This window comes from Candidatus Pantoea bituminis (assembly GCF_018842675.1).
Classification (GTDB): Bacteria; Pseudomonadota; Gammaproteobacteria; order Enterobacterales; family Enterobacteriaceae; genus Pantoea; species Pantoea phytostimulans.
In genome coordinates this window covers 1,550,057-1,574,710 of record NZ_JAGTWO010000004.1, presented here as the reverse complement: position 1 = coordinate 1,574,710, position 24,654 = coordinate 1,550,057, and the positions used below count along the sequence as shown (strand labels likewise).

Sequence of the window (24,654 nt, the reverse complement as noted above, 5' to 3'; positions counted from 1 at the left end):
CATCGTTACGCAGTGGCCCGTGCTTTTCGTCTGAAAAGCACGGGATGTTGAATGCAATGCGAGTGTAAAATCCCGCATCACGGTACTAAAGAGAATGCTTAAAACGTTTCCCAGTTCGTATCATTAACCGGCGTAGTCAATGCTTTACGCGGTGTATTCAACGTAGGCGCAGCACTCGGGATCGGCTTAGTTAACGTCTGAACAGCCTGCTCGCGGCGAACTTTAAACACCGCAACCGATTGACTCAAACGGCTGGCCTGCTCTTCCAGGGAAGCCGCTGCAGCAGCCGATTCTTCTACCAGCGAGGCATTCTGCTGGGTCACGCGATCCATCTCTGTTACCGCCTGGCCTACCTGATCAATACCGCGACTCTGCTCATCTGACGCCGACGCGATTTCACCCATGATATCGGTGACGCGCGTTACCGCGCTGACGATATCACTCATGGTTTCGCCTGCGGTGCCCACTAAGGCAGAGCCGGTGTTAACACGATTCACAGAATCTTCGATCAGGCTTTTGATCTCTTTTGCGGCTTGCGCACTGCGCTGGGCCAAATTACGCACTTCACCGGCAACTACGGCAAAACCTCGTCCCTGCTCTCCAGCACGCGCAGCTTCTACGGCAGCGTTCAGTGCCAGAATATTAGTCTGGAAGGCGATGCCATCGATCACGCTGGTAATATCCGCAATTTTCTTGGAACTTCCGGCGATATCGCTCATGGTTTTCACCACGCCATCCACCACATTACCGCCTTTCTGCGCGGTTTCTGAGGCGCTCAGCGCCAGTTTGGATGCCTGACGTGCATTTTCAGCATTCTGCTTCACGGTCGCGGTGAGTTGCTCCATGCTGGCAGCGGTTTGCTCCAGCGAAGCGGCCTGTTCCTCTGTACGCGCAGAGAGATCGTTGTTACCGGCTGAGATTTCGCTCGCGCCCGTAAAAATGGCATCTGAACCGTCGCGCACGTTGCTCACAGTGCGCACCAGCGACTGCTGCATTTCATGCAGACTCGCGGCTAACTGACTCATTTCATTGCGCCCTTCCACCACAATAGATTGGGTCAAATCACCCTGAGCAATGTGTTGGATATGGGTGATATTGCTGTTTAGCGGATTGATCAGCACGCGGCGCATCCCGACCCAACACAACGCAATAATAATAATAACCAGCGCTGTGATGAGACCGAGGATCCCTAACATGCGATCGTAAGCATGGGCGTTTTCTTCGACACCCGCAGCGGTCAGACGGTTTTGATCGGTACGCCAGTCGGTATAAATTTTCAGGAAAGCGCTCTGGCTCGGTGCAACGGGCGCTTTAGCCGCACCGTCCATATCTTCAGCCATCAACGCTGAGTGCAGTTGACCTAACGCAGCAGCATACGCGGCGTAGGATTCATCCAGCTGATTATTGAGCTGGGCATTTTGTCCCGGCGTATCTGGCGTGGTTTTAAAGGTTTTATAGAAGCTAGCACCACGCTCCTGAAAACGTTGGCTGTCGCTAAACAATGCTTCAACATCGGCCTCTTTACCGGACAGTTTGCTGGTTGCCATACGAAGCTGAACGCGAGTCAATGCAACGCGACTCTGGTTAAGGTTCATATAAGCATCATTTAGCGCATCAGTGTTTTTGCTCGCTAACTGCGACACCGCGAAACTCTGCTTATCGTGGCTTAGCGCTTTATAAAAAATTGAGCCGGAAATGAGCTGCAACAAGCCGAACATCAGTAACACCAGCAGTAAACTGGTTACAACACGGATTTTTGATAACATGATTGACCCTGAAAAAATGTGTAATAAAAGACGAACGAATTATCGGCAAGCAGAGAGAAGAAATTAGAGAGAGGATAACTATTATTATTTGATTTATAAGTGAATGTTTCAGTAATGAACTATACCCTATATCATTCGAATCGCTGGAAGGCGGCAAACGAGTGACCCCCAATGAGCTGACCAAATTCAGTAATTTGGGTGAATAAGAGCAGCCAACGCATCAGCGACTTGAAGTAGGACGGGTATATCACGGACCGACCAAAGGCCGATCCGTGATTGCAGAATCAGGCGCGCAGCCCATCCACTAACGCCATCTCATCGCTGCTCAGCAACTTTTCGATGTCGACCAAAATCAGCATGCGATCGCCGAGTGCGCCAAGCCCTGTCAGGTATTCGGTAGACATGGTCACGGCAAATTCTGGTGAAGGACGAATTTGGTCTTGCGTTAATGACAGCACATCAGACACGCCGTCAACCACGATACCCACTACGCGGTTTTCCAGGTTCAACACGATCACTACCGTGTTGTCGTTGTACTCCACATCCGGTTGGGAAAACTTCACGCGCAGATCGATAATCGGCACGATTACGCCACGCAAGTTGGTAACGCCACGGATGAATTCTGGCGTATTCGCAATACGTGTTACCTGATCGTAACCACGAATTTCCTGAACCTTGAGGATATCAATGCCGTACTCTTCATCGCCCAGCGTGAAGACCAGGAACTCCTGGCCGACGGTTTCGCCAACGATTTTTGTCACGGTTGCCATTCCAGTCATGTTATTTACCCTTTCTTTATCAATCAGGCGGCAGCGCCAGCCACACGTTTTTCACGGTTGAGTGATTGCAGCGCAGAAACATCCACGATCAGCGCCACACTACCATCGCCAAGGATGGTGGCCGCAGAGATGCCCGGCACTTTACGATAGTTACTTTCCAGATTCTTCACGACGACCTGATGTTGACCAATCAGTTGATCCACCAGCAGCGCATAACGCTTGCCGGCGCTTTGCAGAATGACGACGATGCCTTGCGTCGCTTCGGTTTTCGCGCCCCGCACATCAAATACGTTCCACAATTCCACCAGCGGCAGATATTCACCGCGCACTTCCAGCACGCATTCGCCACCCGCCAACGGTTTCAGCTCTTCGGCACGCGGTTGGAGCGATTCCATTACCGCATTAAGCGGCAGAATGAACACTTCGTTAGCGACGCGAACGGACATGCCGTCGAGGATCGCCAGCGTCAACGGCAGCAAAATACGGATGGTGGTGCCTTTGCCCTGCTTCGACGCGATTTCAACGTGGCCACCCATTTCCTGGATATTACGTTTCACCACGTCCATGCCAACGCCGCGCCCGGACACATCGGTCACCTGCTCAGCGGTAGAGAAGCCGGGTGCAAAGATCAGCATGCCGACTTCTTCATCGCTCATGTTTTCGCTGACCGGCAGGCCAGAAGAGAGCGCTTTAGCGAGAATACGTTCACGGTTCAGACCGGCACCATCATCAGAGACTTCAATGCAGATATTGCCTCCCTGATGTTCCGCCGACAGTGTTAAATTACCGGTGGTCACTTTGCCTGCAGCCAGACGTTTTTCGGGTGTTTCAATACCGTGATCGAGGCTGTTACGCACTAAGTGGGTTAACGGATCGATAATGCGTTCGATCAGACTCTTATCGAGTTCAGTTGAACTTCCAAGCAGCGTTAGCTCGATTTCCTTGCCCAGCTTACTGGCAAGATCGCGCACCAGTCGCGGGAAGCGGCTGAATACATATTCCATCGGCATCATACGAATCGACATCACCGACTCTTGCAGGTCGCGGGCGTTACGCTCCAGCTGTCCCATGCTGTTCAGCAAATCGCCATGTGCGACAGGATCAAGTTCACCGGAACGCTGTGCCAGCATCGACTGGGTAATCACCAGTTCACCGACCAGGTTAATCAGCTGATCGACCTTTTCTACCGCAACACGAATGCTGCTGGATTCGCTGGCTTTGGCGGGCGCAGCAACGCGCTTGCTTTCGCGTTTAGCCGCAACCGGAATGTCTGTCACGGTCGCGGTTTCAACGGCTGTCACAACAGGTGCGGCAACGACCGGTGCGCTGGTTGGCGCTTCAGCCACTTGAGCCGCTTCAGGGAAACGAATTTGCGCTTCATCAATCACGAAACAGAGCACCGCAACGATGTCATCTTTGCCGACGCCGTCAATATTGACTTCCAGAGAGTTGCTGCCCTTCTGCACGTTACTTAACGTGCCGAGGTTGCCCATCTCTTCCAGCATCAAATCGACTTCGCGCTCTTTGAGATCGACTAACTGGACACGCAACCCACCGGTGCCTGGTGCAACCTCGACGGGCGCAGCAGCAGCGGGCACAGCGACGTTGGCCGGTAAACCTTTTGCCTCTAACGCCAGCTGGCGTAACGCTTCACAGATATATTTGAAGCTTTCCGCGTTTGGCTCTTGCGCGGTTTTATAGGCATCGAGCTGTTCTTGCATAATATCTTTGGTTTCCAAAAACAGGTTGATGATGTCGGTGCTGAGCTGCATCTCGCCGCGACGAGCACCATCCAGAATGTTTTCCAGGATATGAGTGGTTTCCTGTAATACCGTAAAGCCAAAAGTACCGGCTCCGCCTTTTATAGAATGGGCGGCGCGGAAGATGGCGTTAAGCTGTTCGGAGTCTGGTTCCTGGGGATCAAGTCCCAACAGGTGTTGTTCCATATCCGCTAACAGCTCATCGGCTTCATCAAAAAACGTCTGGTAAAAATCGCTGATGTCCATGCTCACGGGATCACCTCGGTTGTGACGGGGCTGCTGTATTCACCGCGCTGCCTTCTGGTGTTGGCGGTGCGGTAATCTGTTCAATTGCCGCCGGATCGCTGATCTGGACGGCATCACTTTCTGCGTTTTCTTTTTCTATTGCCGCTTCGGTGTCGTGGTTCAACACCAGTAAACTAATGCGGCGGTTAACAGCGTCATTGCCGCCACGGTTTTTCAATTTCATGGTGTCGGCCATGCCCAACACACGCAAGATTTTGCCGCTGTCGAGGCCGCCAGCCACTAATTCGCGACGGGAAGCGTTGGCACGATCGCCTGAAAGCTCCCAGTTGCTGTATCCCCGATCGCCGCCAGCATATTGAAAATCATCGGTATGCCCGGCCAGACTAATGCGGTTAGGAATGTCATTTAGCACCGGCGCGATGGCGCGCAAAATATCGCGCATGTAAGGTTCTACTTCGGCGCTGCCGGTTTTAAACATCGGTCGATTTTGGCTGTCGATGATCTGAATGCGCAGCCCTTCTTCCACCATGTTGATAATCAAATGCGGACGCAGCGCTTTAAGGCGCGGATCGGCCTCAATCAGCTGGTCGAGTTTTTCGCGCAGGCGATTCAGACGAATGTCATCCAGCTTGCGTTTCTCCCCATCCAGATTCGGTTCTTTTTTGACTTCACCGGTTTTCTGGGTGTAATCCTCACCGCCACCCGGAATCGGGCTAACGCTGTCGCTGCTACGTGGCCCGCCACTTAACGCCACTTTGAGGGGCGTTTTGAAGTAATCGGCAATCTGCACCAGCTCTTTTGGGCTAGCGATTGAAAGCAGCCACATCACCATAAAAAATGCCATCATCGCCGTCATAAAGTCGGCATAGGCAATTTTCCACGAGCCATGACTTCCTTCATGTTTGTGAGACTTGCGCTTTTTAACCAGCACAATTGGGCGATTGCCGTTATTCATGAGCTCTGATCCGAAGTCTGTTTCGCCGGGTTCTTCGCGTTACGCACGTGCTCTTCCAGTTCGCTGAAAGAGGGACGTTCAGCCGAGTACAAGGTTTTACGACCAAACTCCACGGCAATTTGCGGCGCATACCCGTTCAGGCTTGAGAGCAACGTCACTTTAATGCATTGCATCATCTTGGTTGATTCAGCACATTTCTGACGCAGCACCGAAGAAAGCGGTGAAATAAAGCCATACGCCAACAGAATCCCCAAGAAGGTGCCGACCATGGCGTGGGCTACTAACGCACCTAACTCGGCTGCCGGACGATCGGCTGAAGCCAATGCGTGCACCACTCCCATCACCGCGGCCACGATGCCGAATGCCGGTAAGCCATCCCCTATCGCCGCTATACTTTGAGCCGGTACGTCACACTCGTGTTCGTAGGTCTCAATTTCCTCATCCATCAGCGCTTCAATTTCAAACGCGTTCATGTTGCCGCTGACCATGAGACGTAAATAATCAGTAATAAAATCCACCAGCTGCTTATCGGCTAAAATGCGCGGATAATTAGCAAAAATTTCACTCTGACTGGGATCTTCAATATCACTTTCCAGCGATAACATGCCTTGCTGGCGAGATTTCGCCATCAGGCGGTACAGCAACGCCATTAAATCCATATAAATGGCTTTGTTATATTTAGAACCCCGCATTAATAGCGGCAGCGCTTTTAAGGTCTTCTTAATAGACTTGCCATTGTTACCGACCAAAAAGGCTCCTAACCCGGCTCCGCCGATCATTAATAATTCAGCGGGTTGATAAAGCGCGCCCAAGTGGCCGCCTACCAGCGCGTAGCCGCCCAACACGGACGCTAACACCACGATATAACCCAAAATTATCAGCACAAAAATTCCTTACGTCCGTAACGTGTTGGGGAAGTTAAGCCAGAAAGCCGCAATGGTTGTTAGCAAATCGGAAGCAAAAAAAGCAGCGGTATTAACCGCTGCTGGATGGCTTCCACAGTGCGAACAAACTTAAACGGCGTGTTTAACCGGTTCATCCAGCAGTTGTGGAAAGATATCGGCAGTATCTGCAGAAAGTTTACGTCTTTTTACGGCACGTGATGGCGGCTGGCAAAGGCTGCATACAAAGCTGCCAACAGGCTGATGCGCATGGTTAATAAAGCTACCATTGCAGCATTTGCAGTCTGTTAATTCCAGCATGCCACTTTCAACGAATCGTACCAAGGTCCAGGCGCGCGTGAGCGCCAACAGCGGGCCCTCGTCTGCTTGCGGACACTGTTCAAGATAAAGACGGTACGCTTTAATGACGGCATCAACGCCGCTGCACAAACCGGTTTTCAACAGGAACTTCCAGGCGTTACAGAACATCGACGCGTGAATATTTTGTTCCCAGGTCATGAACCAGTCGGTAGAAAAAGGCAGCATCCCTTTTGGCGGTGGGCTGCCGCGCAACTCTTTATATAATTTAATCAGGCGACCACGACTTAGCTGGGTTTCGCTCTCTAACATCTGCAAGCGAGCACCCAACGTGATCAGCTCCATCGCGAGCTGAATATCACGTGCTTCCTGAACAATACTTTTCTCAGACATTACATCGCCCTCTTCTTAGCAGGCGCGTCATCTTTAGACGCATTACGCAATAAACGGCTGGATAATAAAATACCCGTATGAATTTGTTGTAAATCATCCACACGAGATTCTTGCGTCAGGCGATTAATGTGCGTGCTGTCGGAAAAGCGAAACTGACAAATCAATTGGTTCGTTTCTGCTAATTTAACCATTTCTGGCAACGTTAATTCAGATAAAGCATTAGCCATCTTTTCATCAATACCAAGGCGAAACATTGCAGACGCTTTTTCCTGGTTTATTAAACGCTGCGCAAGCAGCAAATATGACAAGTTAAGATCGTAAATATGTTTTAGTAATTCAGATGTGCCCATTTTTTCCATCCTGAGAGATGCGACAAAACACTTCCGCAAATATATATCTGCGTATCGAGCTGCTGGTTGGTAAATCTAAAGATGGCAAAAATAAAATCATTTAAAGCATATGGTCATTGAAGTCTGTCTCGTTTCTTTGGAGAAACCGAACCAGTCTAAAGTCAAAACTCCAGGCCATTTTATTCTTGAGTTTGTAACCATCTTCCGTGACGTCTTCTTACATTTTTTAAGACTATTCTTAAAACAAGGCAAATCTATATCGTCTGATTTCTACATACAACGACACTCCCGTGAAATTTTAGATAAAGTGTGACGTAGATCACACTTTTAAGGCAAATTTCTTCAGTAACGCTTCACCATCACCAACCAGTTGATTACTTTTTGTACAAATTTCCCTTATAAACGCCTTAATTAGTCCTTTCAAAGGTTTTATTAAGACTTTTCGCACTCTATTTTGCAGAGGGAGAAGTTAAGGCGATCTTTTATCTGTGTTAATGGTTTTAATGCCCTATTTAAGACCAACGTAAACAGTGTAAGTAGAATAATATGCTAAATAACCCTCAAGTAATTTTCTTTTAAATTAATCACTTATAGGTAATGTTACGCAGTGTGAGTAATGGAAGCGTTAAGGCAAGGTGCGGGGTTTTCCTGCATTCAGGCAACGAAACGTTAACAGACGGGAATGAGTGTTTAGCGTAAGACAGCAGATGTAACAATGGGTTACATAAGCAGAGTGAATGAATCGTGGAATGTATACATTTGTGCGTAAGAACTATCGGCGCTGGTAGTAAAAACTTTAGGGATCGGGCAGAAAAAAGCGTATGAATGGCGATAAAGACGCGACAGAAGGCTATTTAGCTAAAGTGCAGCTAAATTATCTCGCTGCGCTTATTAATTGTTTAGTCACGTTAGTAGGCGTTAGAGAGGGAAAGTGAAGGATATGTAGCCGATTAACCCGGGCAAAGCGTGTCAGCATGCCGTCCCTGGCGTGCTGCTGTTGAGATCAATCAAGCAAGCTTAGGAAAAGCTGCCACTTTGTTCTCTGATGCCTGTTCATCATCGCGCGATGCGAGGCTTTCTAAATCTTTCAGGAAATGCTCACGCCATGCGGTAATGTCGTTTTTACGTAGCACCGCCATCATGTCGTTGTAGCGCGAAATCCTTTCAGTACGCGGCATCGTAATGGCTCTATCGAGTGCAGCCGCCACTTCATCACGATCGTAAGGGTTTACGATCAGGGCAGATGTCAGTTCGTTAGCGGCGCCAGCAAAACGCGACAACACCAGCACACCCGGGTCATCAGGGTCCTGCGCCGCTACGTACTCTTTTGCCACCAGGTTCATGCCATCACGCAGCGGCGTAACCAGACCGACATCCGTTAAACGGAAGATTTTCATTAACAGACGGCGATCAAAGTGCTGGTTAAGGTAATAGAGCGGCGTCCAGCCAAGCGTACCGTATTTACCGTTGATACGACCGGCTTCGGTTTCCAGCTGATGACGAATGTCCTGATACGCCTGCACGTCACCGCGTGAGGTGGGCGCAATTTGCGAATAACGAATCTTGCCGCGGTGTTCTGGGAAATTTTCCAGCAGCGCTTCGTAGGCCAGAAAACGCTCTGGCAAACCTTTGGAATAGTCGAGACGTTCACAGGCGATGATATTGCGTGCATCGCCTAATTCGCGCTTCATCGCCGCCATTTTTGGCGGTAGCGGCCCTTCTGCCATCTCTTTAATGCTGTCCGGCTCAATACCAATTGGGTATACCTCGGTCATAAAGGTGTTACCAAAGGCACGGTGCAAATTATTGCCTTTATTTTGCATCTGAGTGAGCTGACTCATGCTGTCGAGGAAAGCCACGCGATCTGATTCAGTCTGGAAACCTAACAGATCATACTCAGACAGCATTTCCAGCAATTCCTGATGCGGCGGCAGTGCATTAAAGATCTCTGGCGTAGGGAATGGAATATGTAAGAAGAAGCCGATGCGGTTTTTAATTCCCGCTTTGCGCAGAGCCGCCGCAAAAGGCAACAGATGATAATCGTGAATCCATAATATATCGTCTGGTTTAATCAGCGGTTTTAAACGCTGGGCAACTTCTTCATTAACCCGACAATATCCGTCCCAGGCTTCACGCTGAAATTGGACTAAATCCAGACGGTAGTGAAAAGCGGGCCAAATGACAGTATTAGAAAACTGGCAATAATAAAGATCATAGTCGTTCTGACTCAGTGGAAAAGAGGCGTAAGTAATGCCGTCGTGTTCCACTTGGGCAGTATCATCTTCTTCTTCACCAGAAAATTCGCTAATTTCACCGTTCCAACCGAACCACAGGCCGCCGGTGCTTTTCAACGCATCAAGAATACCGACAGCCAAGCCGCCTGCGCTGGATTTTGACCCATCAGGAATAGCTATACGGTTAGAAACAACCACTAAACGACTCATAACCTAAACTCCTTACCGACGTTGTCATGTTTTAATTGTAATAAACTGCGCTCCAGCCAGCCGTAGACGGCATCGACATCATTCAGTCGATAGCGCGCCTGGCTTGCGCCTTCGCCAACCTTAACGGAAATACCCTGCATGGCGTTTACCGTGAGAAATCCTTTCTCATCCGTCAGGTCATCACCAATAAATACCGGAATGCGTCCGGTAAAAGGGGTTTTTGCATAAAGTCGCGAATGGCCGCGCCTTTATCTATGCCTTGCGGTTTGATCTCGACGACGCATTTCCCTGGCTGAAGTGCCAGTCCTGGAAAGCGTTTCACCGATTGTTCAGCCAAACGCATCACATCCTGTTCATGCTGCATCGCCTGACGATAATGCAGTGCAAAGGCCATGCCTTTACTCTCAAGCTGCGTTCCTGGCCATTGCGCCATGGCGTGCTGTAACTCTTCTCGTAACGTTTGTTCCACTTCTACCGGCAACGTAATCCGATGAAATTCGCCTTGTGAGTCACGCCGTTCGGCACCATGTACGCCCGCTGCAGGCGTTTTTAACGGTGCGGATAAAGCATCAAGTTGCGCAATAGGTCGTCCTGATACCAGCGCTAATGCGCCGTTGCAGAGTGACGAGAGCTGCTGCAGCTGATCAATGACGTTAGCAGGGATGAACACAGATTCTGGCCGGGACTGAATCGCTGCCAGCGTGCCATCTACATCAAAAAAGAAGGCATACAGACCGCCGCTCAATGACGGTAACGTGGCAGAGTGATTTGCCGCTTGGGTCACGTGTCTTCTCCTTTGTTCCAATTTGCTTGTAAAAAATGGTTATCAACGCTAACCGCGTGATGACTTAAAAACCAGAGGATGTCTCTGAAAGAGGGGAAACCAGCAACAGGGGTGACACAAGGCCAATTCGGGGGCAAGGAGGGAGAACCAAAAACCACACCGTTATGATGAGTCACGCTCCTTAAACGCATACGTTTTTGCTGATAACGCCATCTTGTAAAAATACATCGTGACGTAAAGTGTAGACGCTAAGTCGGTTTTTGCCACAAATATGCATATGTTGTGCCAGCCGCTACGCTTATTTTTTGAATTTTTCGAAATGGAGAACGGTATCAATCTTTAACGGTAGCAGTGCCCCACTCTTTGCTTCAGGCAACGCTTTTTGAACGCGTGATATCCCCACCAAAAGTAAACCGTTCAGCAACCCCATGACGCTCTTTGCCAAAGCTTAAGCTTCTTAAGGTTTTCCTAATCTTAAATCGGCAACCTCTTGCACATTGTTGATTATTTGGTGCTTTCCATGTCCTTGCTGCCGTTGAAAAGGCCAGTGCTAAACCGCCTGACTTTTCTGATTCTGTTCTCTGTTTATATTTCAGTTTTCCTCAACATTGCTTATTACCGGCAGGTACTGGCGATATTGCCGCTGACAGATCTTCATGCGGTGCTGGTGTTTGTTTCCATGCCGCTGGTCGCTTTCAGTGTGATCAACATTGTTGTCACGCTGGCTTCCTTTCTATGGCTGGACCGCGTTGTCATTGCGCTGTTCATTTTGTTATCGGCTTCGGCGCAATATTTCATCCAGACCTACGGCATTATTGTTGACCGTTCGATGATCGTGAACATGCTGGACACCACCGTTTCTGAAAGCTATGCCCTGATAACGCCTCAATTGTTGTTTGCGTTGCTGCTGACGGGTGGCCTGATGGCGCTGTTGGCTTTTCTGGTACGCATTAAAAGACCGGCCGTTTACTGGAAAAGTTTGCTCTATCGCCTGATCAGTATTGCGCTCTCCACTGCGCTCATTCTGTTAGTCGCCCTGCTGTTCTATAAAGATTACGCCTCACTGTTTCGTAATCATCGCGAACTGGTTAAAGCGCTGAGCCCTTCCAACAGCATTGCCGCCTCACTCTCCTATTACCGGCACCATCAATTAGAGAATTTGCCGCTAGTCAGGATTGGTGAAGACGCCCACCAGCAACCGCAAATGATAGGCGGAAAAAAGAACCTGACAATTTTGATCGTAGGAGAAACATCGCGGGCTGATAACTTCTCTTTGTCCGGTTACGCTCGTCAAACTAATCCGCTGCTGGCAAAAGATCAGGTGATCTATTTCCCGCACACGGTTTCTTGCGGAACCGCAACCGCGGTGTCGGTACCCTGCATGTTTTCCAATATGCCGCGCGCGCATTATGACGAAACGCTGGCCAGCCATCAGGAAGGTTTACTGGATATTATTCAACGCGCCGGGATCAGCGTGCTGTGGAATGAAAACGATGGCGGCTGTAAAGGTGCCTGCGACCGTGTGCCGCATCAGGATATGACCAGCCTGAATCTACCCGGCATGTGCATTGAAGGTGAATGCTATGACGACGTGCTGTTTCATGGTTTGGAGCAGTACATTGATCAGCTCAAAGGCAACGGCATCATCGTGCTGCATACCATTGGCAGCCATGGCCCGACCTATAATCATCGCTATCCGCCGTCGTTTCGTCAGTTCACACCAACCTGTGAAACCAATCAGATTCAGGATTGTTCGCAGCAGCAGTTAGTGAATACCTATGACAACACCCTGCTGTATGTTGATCACGTGGTTGATAAGGCGATCGGACTGTTGCGTGCGCATCAATCGCAGTTCACTACCAGCCTGGTTTACCTTTCCGATCACGGGGAATCATTGGGTGAAAACGGCGCCTATCTGCACGGTTTGCCCTATGCGATTGCGCCATCAACACAAAAGCATATTCCGATGCTGCTGTGGTTATCGGATGATTATCAGCATCGTTATGGCGTGAATGCGTCTTGCCTGAGCAAACTGGCGGCGACAGATGATTTTTCGCAGGATAATCTGTTTTCTACCGTGCTGGGATTAACCGGCACCGCCACGCATGAATATAAGCCCGCGGATGACATTTTGACGATGTGTCGGAGTACACCGAAATGAAGATTCTGATCGTGGAAGATGATGCCCTGCTGTTGCAGGGTTTAATGTTAGCGCTGGAAGGCGAAGGTTACGTGTGTGATGGCGTTTCCACGGTACGTGACGCTGAAGCGCATTTCGCTAGCGGCATGTATAGCCTGCTGGTGCTGGATTTGGGCTTGCCCGATGAAGATGGTCTGCACTTTTACTGCGTCTGCGCCGACAGAAAAAAGAGTGCCGGTGCTGATTTTGACCGCCCGCGATAGCATCAGTGAGCGCATTGCAGGGCTGGATGCGGGCGCTGATGATTATCTGATCAAGCCCTTTTCTCTTGATGAGCTGTTAGCGCGCATTCGGGCACTGATCCGCCGTCATGTGAACCAGGGTGACAGCCAGGTTCAGGTCGGCAACTTAACGCTGGATATGACACACCGGCAAATCCATCTTGCCGAACAGCTGCTGGATTTGACGCCAAAAGAGTTCGCCATCCTGTCACGACTGATGCTTAAAGCGGGCAACCCGGTACACCGCGAGATCCTTTATCAGGATATCTATAACTTTGAGACCGAGCCTTCAACCAACACACTCGAAGTCCACATTCATAATTTGCGCGACAAAATCGGCAAAGGCGCCATCCGCACGGTACGAGGTTTCGGCTATGCGCTGGTGCAGCCGCTTAAACACAATGAGACCCAATGAGAAACGTTATTAAGCAGCACAACGGCAGTACGCTGCGTTTTCGGTTATTGCTGGCGATTGGATTAATTTTGCTGTTTTGCCAGTTGATTAGCGTTGCCTGGCTCTGGCATGAAAGCAAAGAGCAAATTCAGTTTTTGGTTGAAGCGACGTTGGAAAATCGCAACATGAATCGCCATGTTGAGAAAGAGGTTCATGAAGCCGTCGCCAGCCTGGCGGTGCCAAGCCTGGTGATGATCATCATGACGCTGCTGCTCTGTTATCAAGCGGTAAAATGGATTACCCGCCCGCTTTCAGAATTACAACGCCAGCTGGAACAGCGTAGCGAAGAAGATCTTGATCCGCTTCGCTCTGACAGTTCGGTACGCGAAATCAATGCCGTGACGCAGGCGATAAACCAGCTGGTTTCACGTCTGACCACCAGCCTCGAGCGAGAACGGCTTTTTACGGCAGATGTGGCGCATGAACTGCGTACTCCACTGGCGGGATTGCGACTGCATCTGGAGTTGATTGAACGCAAAAACCACATCAACGTGCAGCCGCTGTTACAGCGACTTGATCAGATGACCAACAGCGTGACGCAACTGCTGCAACTGGCGCGCGCCGGTCAATCTTTTACGTCGGGTACTTATCAAAACGTGGGGTTAATTGAGGATGTGGTCCTGCCGATGGAGAATGAACTCAGCACCATGCTGGCGGTTCATCAGCAGTCGCTAAAGCTGGTTGTCGCAGAGGAAGTGTTTGTTCGTGGCGATGCCACGCTATTGAAAATGCTGTTACGTAATTTAGTCGAAAATGCACATCGTTATAGCCCGCATGCCAGCACCATTACTCTGCAAGTGACCCACGCGCCGCATCCTTCATTGATTGTTGAAGATGAAGGTCCCGGCATCGATGAAAGTAAAAGTGGCGAACTCAGCAAAGCATTTATTCGGATGGACAGTCGTTATGGCGGCATTGGATTGGGATTGAGCATCGTCAGCCGCATCGTTCAGCTACACAAAAGTCAGTTTTTCCTGGAGAATCGCCGTCACACTTCAGGCTGCCGGGCATGGGTGAAGTTTAGTCTGCCACCCCAGGTTAAGCCGTAAACCAAATGTGAAGGAAAGCGATAATAACCAACAGGCTAAACAGCAGTGTCGCCATCTCGCTGGTGGAATTAATAATCTGTTTCATGGTTCTCTCCTTTATACAGTGAGGAGAGTATCCCAGCGGGAGATTAAGGAAACCTTAGGCCAGTAAAACAACGTTACGGCCCGACAACTGATAAACACAGCCCATTGAACTTATTCGTGCTGCGCCTCCTTAGTCTTGCGCCGGTCGCTCGTTCTGACGCGGGGTTAATCACATCTTAATCAGGCGGCTCAGCCGCCTTCTTTTTGGCTTCTACACTTAATGGCTAGGTTCTGATCAAAGAGGCGCAGCCATGAGTCAACGAATGCACAAATACACCTTCCCCGTGAGCAAAGCACGTAAATATCTTGAACCTGGACCGGTGCTGCTGCTGAGTTCGCAGTTCGAGGAGCAGAGCGACATCATGACGCTCGGCTGGCATACCGTTTTGGAGTTTTCTCCTTCGCTGGTGGGCTGCATGATATCCAGCATGAACTTTAGCCACGAACTGATCCGTAACAGTGGGCAATGCGTGTTGAATCTCCCTACGGCTGAACTCATCGATAAAGTTGTGGCTATCGGAAACAGCCATGGCGATAAACTCGATAAGTTTGATGCCTTTGGTTTAACAGCCGAACCGGCACACAGCGTAGGTGCGCCATTAATTGCAGAGTGTTTTGCCAGTTTTGAATGTCAGCTTTACGACGATTCCATGGTCGATAACTACAACCTGTTTATCTTTGAAATCGTTAAAGCGCACGTTGCGGAACAGCCCGAATTTCCCACGACGCTGCACTATACCGGTGAAGGCCGCTTCACCATCATGGGCGATAAGATGCTGGATAAGAGCAAGGATTTTAAGCCAGAGATGCTGATTTAGTTGAAATGCGCGCACCGCGCCCCCACCTGTTTCCTTTCGACCTGACAGGAGTAAAGCATTATGGCAATCGAATACGCAGTGATCGCAGGCGGCTGTTTTTGGTGTACCGAAGCGGTATTTAAGGATGTGATTGGCGTTGAGTCCGTTGAAAGTGGTTATACCGGCGGCGCACGTCCCAATCCCACCTACGAGCAAGTCTGCAGCGGCGCAACCGGTCATGCAGAGGCGATTCGTATCGGTTTCGATCCAGAGCAAGTGAGCTATGGTGACCTGCTGGATATTAGCTTTGTGACTCACGATCCGACCCAGCTTAATCGTCAGGGCAATGATATTGGCACACAGTATCGTTCAGCAATTTTCCCTGCTAATGCAGAACAGGAAGCGGAAGCGCGTGCTGCCATTGAGCGTGCTCAAGCGGATCATTCCGTGCCGGTGGTGACCACCATTGAACCGCTGAAAGAGTGGTATCCCGCCGAAGCGTATCATCAGGATTACTGGGAAGGAGCCGGTCAGCGCAATGGATATTGCATGGCGGTGATCCCACCTAAATTGCAGAAGCTGCGTAAAAGTTTTGCTAACCGCGTGAAAGCGTAGTTTTTCGACGCAGTGGTTTTTGATTGAGGCGCGCACTCTTTCGGGAGAGCGCGTTTTTTATGAGGTGTGCGCTGTCCCCACCTCGTTCCTCCCCCATAAAGGGGGAGGAAGACACTGCACTATGCTCATTGCGGTGCTGCCCGGCCTTACTTCAACGCCATCGCATCACGCAGCGTAAAGAACAGATCCGTCTGATCGGTTAAACCCACTACGTTTGCTGCATGTGGCCCATAAGCCGCAATACGCAATTGTGAACCGGTATGCTCCTGCGAATCTTCTTCCGAGTTGCCGTAGCTAATGGTCATAATCGCGCCATCCTTGGTATTAACGGCTTGGGTCAAGCCTGGTGCTTTAGTGCCATTTTCAACAATCTGACTGCTGTGTGCATGATCCGCTGTCACCACTACCAGCGTGTTGCCCTCTTCACGCGCAAACGCCAGCGCCTGCTGTACCGCTTCATCCAAATCAACGGTTTCACCAATCTGACCACAAGGATTCGCCGCGTGATCCTGCTTATCAATGGAAGCGCCTTCTACTTGCAGGAAGAAGCCATTCTCATTGGTTTTCAATAATTCAATGGCTTTCGAGGTCATCTGCGCCAGCGTAGGTGTTGCGACCGGACGATCCTTGTTCACTTCGCAGGTGACTACCGGCTTATCAATATTGCCGTGATAGCTGGCTTTTGGCCCTTGCCAGCGCACAGGCATGTTGCCCGCTGAAAACAACCCAAGCAGCGGTTTCTGCTGGTTGGCGGTAGTAATACGGGTCAACCCTTGCCAGTCATTGACCATTTGATAGCCTAGCGCCTGGGCCTGCTCATTCAGTGTTTTCCCCTGATAATCACCCGCCTTCGCCACCTCATTGAAACTCTTGCTGCCACCGCCTAAGGTGACATCCGGCCGCGTTTTCAACATCTGCTCGGTAATCGAGCCTTTACCGCCCTGTTCTAAGGCGTTAGTCGGGCAAAGCTCGCTGGTTTTTCCGGCCCGTAGCATTTACGGGACGTGACATGCGCCATCAGCGCGGCGGGTGTCGCGTCTTGCAACTCAGCGGTCGAAACGTTACCGGTCGCCTTGCCCGCTGCTTTCGCCAACTCCAACAGCGTGATCTGATCTTTGCCATTCACATCTACGCCAATTGCGCCGTTATAGCTTTTGGTGCCGGTTGCCCAGGCAGTGGCTGAGGCTGCTGAATCGGTAACGTAATTTGGTTTATGGGTTTTCTTATCCAGTGAATAGTGCGTGTATTGTCCGGTAAGCGGGAGTGCATCGATGCCTTTGAAAAAACCGCCCGCCCCTTCTGCTACGTTACGCGCAGCAGTGATTTCTGAATCACCCATGCCATCGCCAATCAGTAAAATCACGTTTTTCGCGGTGGTATTACGTAACGAGGCTTTCAACGCTTCAGTCTGATCGCCAGTTAAACGTCGGGCTCCGCCGTGCTGACTGAGATCCCCTTGTGCTGCGCGAGAATAGGTATTTGTTTCAGCAATGGCGGAGGTGGCGAGTAAGCTGGTGAGCAGAGAAACCGTCAATAAGCGAGCCTGAGTCATGTTGTCTTTCCTTATGAGCAATAATTACCAGAGATTTCAGGCGCTAAGTTTGCGACGGTTTGGTGATATTTTTGTGTCGGCAGGATGTCATTTTGATGACAAAATCAGCAAGCTGCGCAGCGCTACAGCGATTCGTTCAGAGCTTAAGCGAATAGAAGAAAAGAGAAAAATAGTGCTTGACCGTTTTATGCCTGATCCCTATAGTACCGCCCCGTTGACCCAGCGCGGTTAACAAAAAAATGTGGTGAGGTGTCCGAGTGGCTGAAGGAGCACGCCTGGAAAGTGTGTATACGGCAACGTATCGAGGGTTCGAACCCCTCTCTCACCGCCAACATTTCAAAGAAATGCCTGAACATCTGTTCAGGCATTTTTTTTGCGTTTTATTTTTATAATAAAGGCATAAAAAAACCCGGCCGAAGCCGGGTTTTGCGCTACATCAACTCAATCGAACTCTAGTACAATCAACGACTAACTGTAAGCATGCAGCGTACGCTGGCAGAGCGCCGAACGTACACAATCCCCTTTGCCGAAACGGACAATGCCAACCATCTCGTCCTCTTCGAAACGCGCTAACGCGTCTGCAAGACCGGAAGGCACCCCAGCGGGCAAGTCGCACTGGGTAATATCACCGTTAACGATTACCGTGACGTTTTCGCCAAGGCGTGTAAGAAACATTTTCATCTGCGCGGCGGTGACGTTTTGCGCCTCATCCAGAATAACGACCGCATTTTCAAAGGTACGTCCGCGCATATAAGCAAATGGCGCGATCTCTACCTTGGCGATTTCTGGACGCAGACAATATTGCATGAAGGATGCGCCAAGACGTTTAACCAGAATGTCATAAACCGGTCGGAAGTACGGGGCGAATTTCTCTGAGATATCTCCGGGGAGGAACCCCAGATCTTCATCCGCCTGTAGCACCGGGCGCGTGACGATTATCCTGTCGATATCCTTATGAATCAGGGCCTCAGCCGCTTTCGCGGCGCTGATCCAGGTTTTACCGCAACCTGCTTCACCAGTTGCAAAGATCAGCTGTTTCATTTCTATGGCGTTGAGATAGTGCGCCTGAGCTTCATTTCGAGCTTCAATTGGCCCCCGGTCACGCGCATCGCGTGCCATGCCAATTGAATCTAACCCACCCATTTGCACCAGCGAAGTGACCGATTCTTCTTCACGCTGACGATGACTGCGAGAGTCATTGCGAAGCACTCGTCTGGCTTCTCGACGCGCTTTGATCACTGCTTTCTGTCTTCCCATAGTGGCACCTTACAGTTGGTTTCATTTCCCGCTCCAGGCTGTTGGCCCTTTGCGATTACGTGAACGCTTTAGAGGTTTTGATTGGCTTCCTTGTAAGCCGTGATGACCATGAAGAAAGGTATGCAGCAGCGCAACAGCATTGCTGTACACCGGACAACGAAGAATTCGATTTGGAAAGAAAAGGTCAGAGAAGTGGAGTTCAAGGGGAAAATTAGCCCTCGCAAAAAATTGCGATGCGGTAATTACATTTAGCTGTCCATATAAGGTTCGACCCATGCGCGAACTCCAGTGTGATACATCAACACGTCTGATTACGCTTAAGGATTAAATTGCATCATCTTCACGTGGGTTTGCAACACTAATTTTACCTGACGGCAAAGAAATTGCGTAATTCGGGGTAAGAAATTTACGCATTTAAATTAAATTAATTATATTTAACAGAGAGTTACTATATTCATCTTTATTGGGAAAGTTTAGGAGAATCCGTAATTTTTTGTCTGAATAAACTCAGAAGGCAGTTGCAAGACGAGAAACCTCCTGCCGACGGCGCAGCAGAAGGTGATGGCTAAAATGCAATCAGGCTTCGAGTAGCGATTGCGCTAAATAATGATTCTCATCAGCAACGCCGGGCAAAACAAAAAAATATCCGCCACCAATCGGACGAATATATTCTTCCAGCGCTTCGCCATTCAGCCGGTTCTGTACCGTAATAAACCCTTTCTCTAAATCGTGCTGATAACAGACAAACAGTAGGCCCATTTCTAACTGACCAGAAGCAGAGATGCCGGCTGAATAGCTGTAACCGCGTCGCAGCATCAAACTGCTGTCAGTTTCAGGGGTACGTGGATTGGCCAAACGAATATGCGCATCCAATGCAATGACTTCACCGTCAGGATCGCGGCTGTAATCCGGCACATCGCGTTCGTGCTTCATGCCCAGCGGCGCCCCGCTCAGCTTCTCACGCCCAAAAATGGTCTCCTGCTCGCCCAGTGGCGTGCGGTCCCACATTTCCACATGGAAACTGACGATACGCACCGCCTGATAACTGCCGTTGCGCGCCCATGCGGGTTCATCCTGGTCATCAGTGACCCATAACATCTGCTTCATCAACGCAGCGTCATGACTATCGGGATTAGCGCTACCATCTTTAAAACCCAGCAGGTTGATCGGCGTCTCCTGGCCCAGGCTGCGTGCGGCGTGATCTGAGATAAAGCCTTCACGCCGCCAGCGCACGCCGAGCAGATCGGGCGTGTGTTTGATAATGTCGCGCAGCGCGTGAATCACCGTATCCTGAGTATTGGCGCAAATTTGCAGCAGCAGATCGCCATGGCATTGATTCGCGTCGAGCGAATCGTTAGGAAAGCGCGTCATGACCTGCAACTTTTTTGGTTTATGCGCAGCTAAACCAAAGCGTTCATCAAACAGCGACGTGCCTACCGAAACGGTGATGGTAAGGTTATCAGGCGCAATCTGCGCCCCTAAAATGCCTGAATCCATTGGCGGTAGTTGCGGGTTTGTGACGACTGGCGCGGGCCCGCCCGTAGTCAGGAAGGCGATACGCTGCGTGAGCAATCTGAACAAGCGTTGCAGATCGGCTTTGTCACTGGCCAACAGGTCAAACGCCACCAGCATCATTGATGCCTGCTGTGGCGTAATGATGCCCGCCTGATGCTGACCATAAAACGGTTGCACCTGCTGGCGCGCATTGGGTGTCACCGTGCCGGGAGAAAAGCTTTCGGCGGCAGCATGAAACGGGCAACCGCCGCCTAACGCCGCCGCGCCGCCCAGCAAGCCTAACCCTTTTAATAAACGACGACGCGCAGGTTGCGCGTCATCCTGCTGATTGCTCATGCTTAATTCAGACCCAAGGTTCCACGCAATAAAGAGAGATCTTCTGCCAGTGCGGTAATCGGGCCTTTCAGCGCGTTACGGTCAGCGGTAGTGAGCTTCTCATAAGATTCGAAGCCCTCTTTAGTGCGGTATTTGCTGAGAATGGTATCGACTTTTTTGAAGTTACCCTCCACTTTCGCCAATAACTGTGGATTGGCTTTCTCTACCATAGGTCGCAGCAGTTCAACGATCTTCTGTGCGCCATCAACGTTGGCCTGGAAGTCCCACAAATCGGTGCGGCTGTAGCGATCCTCTTCACCGGAAATCTTGCTGGAAGCGACCTCTTCAATCAATCCGGCGGCACCACCCACAACTTTTGCTGGCGGGAAAGCCAACTCACTGATGCGCGTTTGCAGATCCAATACATCTTTGTTTAGCTGATCAGCATAACCTTCCATACCTTTGGTGTTGTTGTCCGCAAACAGCGCTTTTTCCAGACGGTGGAAACCAGTGAACTTAGGATCTTCCGCTTTCTTTTCATAATCATCTTCGCGGGCATCAATGCTGCCGTCGAGATCGGAGAACAGTTCTGCAATCGGTTCAATGCGCTCGTAATGTTGACGAGTCGGGGCAAACAGCGCTTTGGCTTTTTCTGTATCGCCCGCTTTCACCGCATCGGTAAAGGCTTGCGTGCCGCTAACCAACTGTGCGACTTCACCGGTAACGTAAGCTTTATATTCGCTAATCGGGCCAACCAACTGCATCACATCGCCGCCCTTCTTCGCTGTTGCTGTACCGCTGGCTTCGACAATCAGCTTACCTTTCGGATTACTCAGCAGCCCGCAGGTCATGTCATATTCGCCAGCCTCCAGCGTGGCCGTCATTTTCTGGCTGAAGCCCGGTGCAATGTTTTCGCGCTCTTCGACCACCATCACACCTTTCAGGATTTCCCATTCCAGCGCTTTCTGGCTGTTGTTCTTGATCAGGAATTGGGTTTTACCCGCCTTTACCGTCAGTGACATCGGCTCACACTGTTTGTCATTCACGCTAACGGTAACCTGCGGAACGGCTGCGGCTGCGGCTGAACCAGAGATAGCCAGCAGCGAAGCCAGCAGTGCCTTGCGGCGGAAACGCGTCATCATAATTCTGTCCCTTTAATGATTATGGCGAGCGCGAGGTGCGCGCTCAGTAATGGCTTAGCGCACGGCAGCTGATGTGGTCGGTCGCGTTGGCGTGAAAAAAGCAGTAAAAACGGTATCAGATAGCAGAAATAGACCGTGACTTCGCTGATGCTTGGCGCCTCCTGATAACCCAATATGCCCTCCAGCAAGGTGCCGAACAGCGAATGCGTAGATAAGGTGCCACTGAGATCAAAGGCCACATCCTGAAAATGGTTCCAGAGGCCCGCCTCATGAAAAGCGCGTATCGCACCCGCCGCCAGACCCGCCGCGACAAATAAAATAAACACGCTGGTCCAGCGAAAGAAATGCGCCATGTTCAGCCGAATACCGCCCCAATAGAGCAGCATGCCGAGTATCACCGCCGTGGCCAGGCCTAGCACCGCACCGATCGGTGGCGCGTATCCAACATCTTGCGTAAAGGCGGCCAGCAGGAAAAATACCGATTCCAGCCCTTCCCGCGCCACCGCAAGAAACACCATCAACACGAGCGCTAGCCCGCCGCCGCCCTTTTTTGTCAGCGCCTGATCGACCGCTTGCTCCAGCTCGCCTTTGATGTTGCGCGCCACTTTACGCATCCAAAACACCATTGAGGTCAGAATCACCACCGCAATGACGGCCACGATGCCCTCAAACAGCTCTTGCTGCTTTTGCGGAAATTCGCCGGTGGTTTCGTTGATGAAGATACCTAGCGCAAGGCAGAGCGCAGCGGCAATAAATACGCCAGCCCACAGGGCAGGAAACCATTGAGTACGCTGGGTGCGCTTCAAATAGCTGGCGATCAGGCTGACAATCAATGCGGCTTCTAAGCCTTCACGCAGCATGATGAGAAACGGAACAAACATCGCCAACCTCTTGAATGTTAAGCAGCGTCAATGACAAGTAAATTTTCGTAAATCTAAACGAGTTCGATTATCATTATCGCTGAGTAAAAAACAAGTTGCTGAGTGAGATTATTTCGCTTTTGTCGCAAGAAGCTTTGTAACAAGCCATAAAAAAGCCCGCCTTGTCAGAAGGCAGGCTTCGGTAGGAAAGCAGGTTATTTCGTCTGGAACTCCGCTTCTGCCGCATCAAAACGTTTCATGGCTTCGGCTGACGGCGCACGGCCCATCAGGCTGAAAACCACAATTGCGATGCTGGCAAAAATGAAGCCTGGGATGATTTCATACAGATCCAGCCAGCCATACTGTTTCCATACCAACACCGTAACGGCACCGATAATCATACCGGCCAGCGCGCCATTGCGGTTCATGCGCTTCCAGCAAACGCCGAACAGCACAACCGGACCAAAGGCAGCACCAAAACCTGCCCAGGCATAGCTCACCAGACCCAGTACGCGGTTTTCTGGATTCGAAGCCAGCGCAATGGCGATTATCGCAATCAACAGCACCATTAAGCGCCCTACCCAAACCAGCTCTTTCTGGCTGGCGTTTTTGCGAAACAGCCCTTTATAGAGATCTTCCGTCAAGGCGCTGGAGCAGACCAACAGTTGGCAGCTCAGCGTTGACATCACTGCTGCCAAAATGGCGGAAAGCAGGATACCGGCGATCCATGGGTTAAACAGAATGCGCGTCAGTTCGATAAAGATGCGTTCGCCATTTTCACTCACGCCTGCTGCCTGTGATGGATTGTTCTGGAAATAAGCGATGCCGAAGAAGCCGACCGCCACGGCACCTGCCAGGCACAAAATCATCCAGGCCATGCTAATGCGGCGTGCGGTACGAATGGAGCGGTGCGAATCCGCTGCCATAAAGCGCGCCAGGATATGCGGTTGCCCAAAGTAGCCCAAGCCCCAGCCCAACAACGAAATCACCGCAACAAAATTCAGCCCTTTCAGCATGTCGATATTTTCGAGGCTTTTGGCTTCAATCACTGCCAGTGAATCTGAGAAGCCGCCGACCGAGATAATCACAATGACAGGCGTCAGAATCAGCGCAAAAAACATCAAGCTGGCCTGCACGGTATCGGTCCAGCTGACCGCCAGGAATCCGCCCACCAACGTATAGAGGATGGTAGCTGCGGCGCCAGCCCACAATGCGGTTTCGTAACTCATGCCAAAGGTGCTTTCAAACAGGCGCGCCCCGGCCACCACGCCCGAGGCGCAATAGATAGTGAAGAAAACCAGGATAACGATCGCGGAGATGACACGCAGAATTTTACTGTGATCTTCAAAACGGCTGGAGAAGAAGTCTGGCAGCGTCAGGGCATTGTTGTGGTGCTCCGTTTGAACACGCAGGCGACCCGCTACAATTTTCCAGTTTAGCCATGCGCCAATAATCAGGCCGATAGCGATCCAACTCTCGGAGATACCAGAAATGAAAATGGCACCTGGCAACCCCATTAACAGCCAGCCGCTCATATCAGATGCCCCTGCGGACAAGGCTGTAACTACGCTACCGAGGCTACGACCACCCAGAATATAATCATCAAAATTCTTGGTTGAACGGTAGGCAATAAAGCCAATCAGTATCATCCCGAGAATATAAATCAAAAAGGTCACCAACATTGGTGTGCTTATACTCATCTGTCTCTCCATTTATTATTTAATTTCCCCAGAGAAATCGCTTGCTGGTGGTTGCCGGAACGGGGTAACCAGGCAGCGTATCCTCATCAGGGCATGAGCCATTTCCCCGAGGCGCAGTATCCTGCCGGAAAGGCGTGACGCGCACAATGGATTTAACACAGGCGCTACAGCGATTTCACTAACCGTTTGCGAAAAATTGCTCAGAGGTTGCACTCGC

Annotated in this window: 18 protein-coding genes, 1 tRNA gene and 3 pseudogenes; 7 read left to right on the top strand and 15 right to left on the bottom strand. The window is 50.6% G+C overall.

The window, feature by feature from the left end; genetic code table 11:
- Positions 1 to 98 precede the first annotated feature (98 nt).
- The 9 genes and pseudogenes from KQP84_RS11110 to otsB form a co-directional block, all read right to left on the bottom strand.
- The gene (locus KQP84_RS11110) at positions 99 to 1,766 is read right to left on the bottom strand and encodes a methyl-accepting chemotaxis protein (protein WP_215846580.1); all 1,668 of its coding nucleotides are present in this window, start codon (positions 1,764 to 1,766) and stop codon (positions 99 to 101) included.
- A 284-nt stretch (positions 1,767 to 2,050) separates the two neighbouring features.
- On the bottom strand, positions 2,051 to 2,545 hold the full coding sequence (gene cheW, locus KQP84_RS11105; protein WP_215846579.1) for a chemotaxis protein CheW: 495 nt from the start codon (positions 2,543 to 2,545) through the stop codon (positions 2,051 to 2,053).
- Between the two features lie 23 nt (positions 2,546 to 2,568).
- Positions 2,569 to 4,551: a chemotaxis protein CheA gene (cheA, locus tag KQP84_RS11100; RefSeq protein ID WP_215848259.1), complete on the bottom strand. Its 1,983-nt coding sequence runs from the start codon at positions 4,549 to 4,551 to the stop codon at positions 2,569 to 2,571.
- A gap of 10 nt (positions 4,552 to 4,561) precedes the next feature.
- The gene (gene motB, locus KQP84_RS11095) at positions 4,562 to 5,506 is read right to left on the bottom strand and encodes a flagellar motor protein MotB (protein WP_215846578.1); all 945 of its coding nucleotides are present in this window, start codon (positions 5,504 to 5,506) and stop codon (positions 4,562 to 4,564) included.
- Positions 5,503 to 6,390 carry a flagellar motor stator protein MotA gene (motA, locus tag KQP84_RS11090; RefSeq protein ID WP_215846577.1) on the bottom strand — a complete coding sequence of 296 codons (888 nt, stop codon included), beginning with the start codon at positions 6,388 to 6,390 and terminating at the stop codon, positions 5,503 to 5,505. Before motA ends, motB begins: the two co-directional genes overlap by 4 nt.
- Before the next feature lie 129 nt (positions 6,391 to 6,519).
- Complete coding sequence (gene flhC, locus KQP84_RS11085) at positions 6,520 to 7,098, bottom strand: flagellar transcriptional regulator FlhC (RefSeq protein ID WP_215846576.1); 579 nt, start codon at positions 7,096 to 7,098, stop codon at positions 6,520 to 6,522.
- Complete coding sequence (gene flhD / locus KQP84_RS11080; RefSeq protein ID WP_215846575.1) at positions 7,098 to 7,448, bottom strand: flagellar transcriptional regulator FlhD; 351 nt, start codon at positions 7,446 to 7,448, stop codon at positions 7,098 to 7,100. The genes flhC and flhD overlap by 1 nt, the downstream gene beginning before the upstream one ends.
- A 1,007-nt stretch (positions 7,449 to 8,455) precedes the next feature.
- Entirely contained in the window at positions 8,456 to 9,892 is a 1,437-nt protein-coding gene (gene otsA / locus KQP84_RS11075) for an alpha,alpha-trehalose-phosphate synthase (protein ID WP_215846574.1), read from the bottom strand.
- Positions 9,889 to 10,676, bottom strand: a pseudogene (gene otsB / locus KQP84_RS11070) (trehalose-phosphatase). The gene otsA and the pseudogene otsB overlap by 4 nt, the downstream one beginning before the upstream one ends.
- A gap of 520 nt (positions 10,677 to 11,196) precedes the next feature.
- Between otsB and eptA the strand changes: the two are divergent.
- From eptA to msrA, 5 genes and pseudogenes are all read left to right on the top strand, one after another.
- Entirely contained in the window at positions 11,197 to 12,837 is a 1,641-nt protein-coding gene (eptA, locus tag KQP84_RS11065; RefSeq protein WP_215846573.1) for a phosphoethanolamine transferase EptA, read from the top strand.
- Positions 12,834 to 13,512, top strand: a pseudogene (gene pmrA, locus KQP84_RS11060) (two-component system response regulator PmrA). The gene eptA and the pseudogene pmrA overlap by 4 nt, the downstream one beginning before the upstream one ends.
- On the top strand, positions 13,509 to 14,600 hold the full coding sequence (gene pmrB, locus KQP84_RS11055) for a two-component system sensor histidine kinase PmrB (RefSeq protein ID WP_215846572.1): 1,092 nt from the start codon (positions 13,509 to 13,511) through the stop codon (positions 14,598 to 14,600). The pseudogene pmrA and the gene pmrB overlap by 4 nt, the downstream one beginning before the upstream one ends.
- Positions 14,601 to 14,935: 335 nt before the next feature.
- Entirely contained in the window at positions 14,936 to 15,502 is a 567-nt protein-coding gene (locus KQP84_RS11050) for a flavin reductase family protein (protein WP_215846571.1), read from the top strand.
- A 60-nt stretch (positions 15,503 to 15,562) separates the two neighbouring features.
- Positions 15,563 to 16,096: a peptide-methionine (S)-S-oxide reductase MsrA gene (gene msrA, locus KQP84_RS11045; RefSeq protein WP_215846570.1), complete on the top strand. Its 534-nt coding sequence runs from the start codon at positions 15,563 to 15,565 to the stop codon at positions 16,094 to 16,096.
- Between the two features lie 146 nt (positions 16,097 to 16,242).
- On the opposite strand, the pseudogene phoA reads toward msrA, so the two are convergent.
- A pseudogene (phoA, locus tag KQP84_RS11040) lies at positions 16,243 to 17,648 on the bottom strand (alkaline phosphatase).
- On the opposite strand from phoA, the gene KQP84_RS11035 reads away from it, so the two are divergent.
- Positions 17,647 to 17,880: a hypothetical protein gene (locus tag KQP84_RS11035; protein WP_215846569.1), complete on the top strand. Its 234-nt coding sequence runs from the start codon at positions 17,647 to 17,649 to the stop codon at positions 17,878 to 17,880. The pseudogene phoA and the gene KQP84_RS11035 sit on opposite strands and share 2 nt — an antisense overlap.
- A gap of 11 nt (positions 17,881 to 17,891) precedes the next feature.
- A tRNA-Ser gene (locus tag KQP84_RS11030) sits at positions 17,892 to 17,979 on the top strand.
- A 137-nt stretch (positions 17,980 to 18,116) separates the two neighbouring features.
- Here KQP84_RS11030 and phoH read toward each other — a convergent pair.
- The 5 genes from phoH to putP all read right to left on the bottom strand — a co-directional run bounded on the left by phoH (position 18,117) and on the right by putP (position 24,437).
- Positions 18,117 to 18,905 (bottom strand): phosphate starvation-inducible protein PhoH, encoded by a 789-nt coding sequence (gene phoH / locus KQP84_RS11025; RefSeq protein ID WP_215846568.1) that lies wholly within the window; start codon positions 18,903 to 18,905, stop codon positions 18,117 to 18,119.
- Positions 18,906 to 19,481: 576 nt separating this feature from the next.
- Entirely contained in the window at positions 19,482 to 20,756 is a 1,275-nt protein-coding gene (gene efeB / locus KQP84_RS11020) for an iron uptake transporter deferrochelatase/peroxidase subunit (RefSeq protein ID WP_215846567.1), read from the bottom strand.
- 2 nt (positions 20,757 to 20,758) lie between these two features.
- Positions 20,759 to 21,877: an iron uptake system protein EfeO gene (gene efeO / locus KQP84_RS11015; RefSeq protein ID WP_215846566.1), complete on the bottom strand. Its 1,119-nt coding sequence runs from the start codon at positions 21,875 to 21,877 to the stop codon at positions 20,759 to 20,761.
- Complete coding sequence (efeU, locus tag KQP84_RS11010) at positions 21,874 to 22,758, bottom strand: iron uptake transporter permease EfeU (RefSeq protein WP_215846565.1); 885 nt, start codon at positions 22,756 to 22,758, stop codon at positions 21,874 to 21,876. Before efeU ends, efeO begins: the two co-directional genes overlap by 4 nt.
- A gap of 194 nt (positions 22,759 to 22,952) precedes the next feature.
- Positions 22,953 to 24,437, bottom strand: a complete 1,485-nt coding sequence (gene putP, locus KQP84_RS11005; protein WP_215846564.1) for a sodium/proline symporter PutP — start codon at positions 24,435 to 24,437, stop codon at positions 22,953 to 22,955.
- Positions 24,438 to 24,654 lie beyond the last annotated feature (217 nt).

Bases quoted from the DNA above. Each gene is read 5' to 3' on its own strand.
- KQP84_RS11110 (WP_215846580.1), bottom strand. From the start codon at position 1,766: ATGTTATCAAAAATCCGTGTTGTAACCAGTTTACTGCTGGTGTTACTG.
- msrA (WP_215846570.1), top strand. From the start codon at position 15,563: ATGGCAATCGAATACGCAGTGATCGCAGGCGGCTGTTTTTGGTGTACC.
- cheA (WP_215848259.1), bottom strand. From the start codon at position 4,551: ATGGACATCAGCGATTTTTACCAGACGTTTTTTGATGAAGCCGATGAG.
- eptA (WP_215846573.1), top strand. From the start codon at position 11,197: ATGTCCTTGCTGCCGTTGAAAAGGCCAGTGCTAAACCGCCTGACTTTT.
- cheW (WP_215846579.1), bottom strand. From the start codon at position 2,545: ATGACTGGAATGGCAACCGTGACAAAAATCGTTGGCGAAACCGTCGGC.
- motB (WP_215846578.1), bottom strand. From the start codon at position 5,506: ATGAATAACGGCAATCGCCCAATTGTGCTGGTTAAAAAGCGCAAGTCT.
- phoH (WP_215846568.1), bottom strand. From the start codon at position 18,905: ATGGGAAGACAGAAAGCAGTGATCAAAGCGCGTCGAGAAGCCAGACGA.
- KQP84_RS11050 (WP_215846571.1), top strand. From the start codon at position 14,936: ATGAGTCAACGAATGCACAAATACACCTTCCCCGTGAGCAAAGCACGT.
- efeU (WP_215846565.1), bottom strand. From the start codon at position 22,758: ATGTTTGTTCCGTTTCTCATCATGCTGCGTGAAGGCTTAGAAGCCGCA.
- otsA (WP_215846574.1), bottom strand. From the start codon at position 9,892: ATGAGTCGTTTAGTGGTTGTTTCTAACCGTATAGCTATTCCTGATGGG.
- efeO (WP_215846566.1), bottom strand. From the start codon at position 21,877: ATGATGACGCGTTTCCGCCGCAAGGCACTGCTGGCTTCGCTGCTGGCT.
- putP (WP_215846564.1), bottom strand. From the start codon at position 24,437: ATGAGTATAAGCACACCAATGTTGGTGACCTTTTTGATTTATATTCTC.
- KQP84_RS11035 (WP_215846569.1), top strand. From the start codon at position 17,647: ATGTTGTCTTTCCTTATGAGCAATAATTACCAGAGATTTCAGGCGCTA.
- flhD (WP_215846575.1), bottom strand. From the start codon at position 7,448: ATGGGCACATCTGAATTACTAAAACATATTTACGATCTTAACTTGTCA.
- efeB (WP_215846567.1), bottom strand. From the start codon at position 20,756: ATGAGCAATCAGCAGGATGACGCGCAACCTGCGCGTCGTCGTTTATTA.
- pmrB (WP_215846572.1), top strand. From the start codon at position 13,509: ATGAGAAACGTTATTAAGCAGCACAACGGCAGTACGCTGCGTTTTCGG.
- flhC (WP_215846576.1), bottom strand. From the start codon at position 7,098: ATGTCTGAGAAAAGTATTGTTCAGGAAGCACGTGATATTCAGCTCGCG.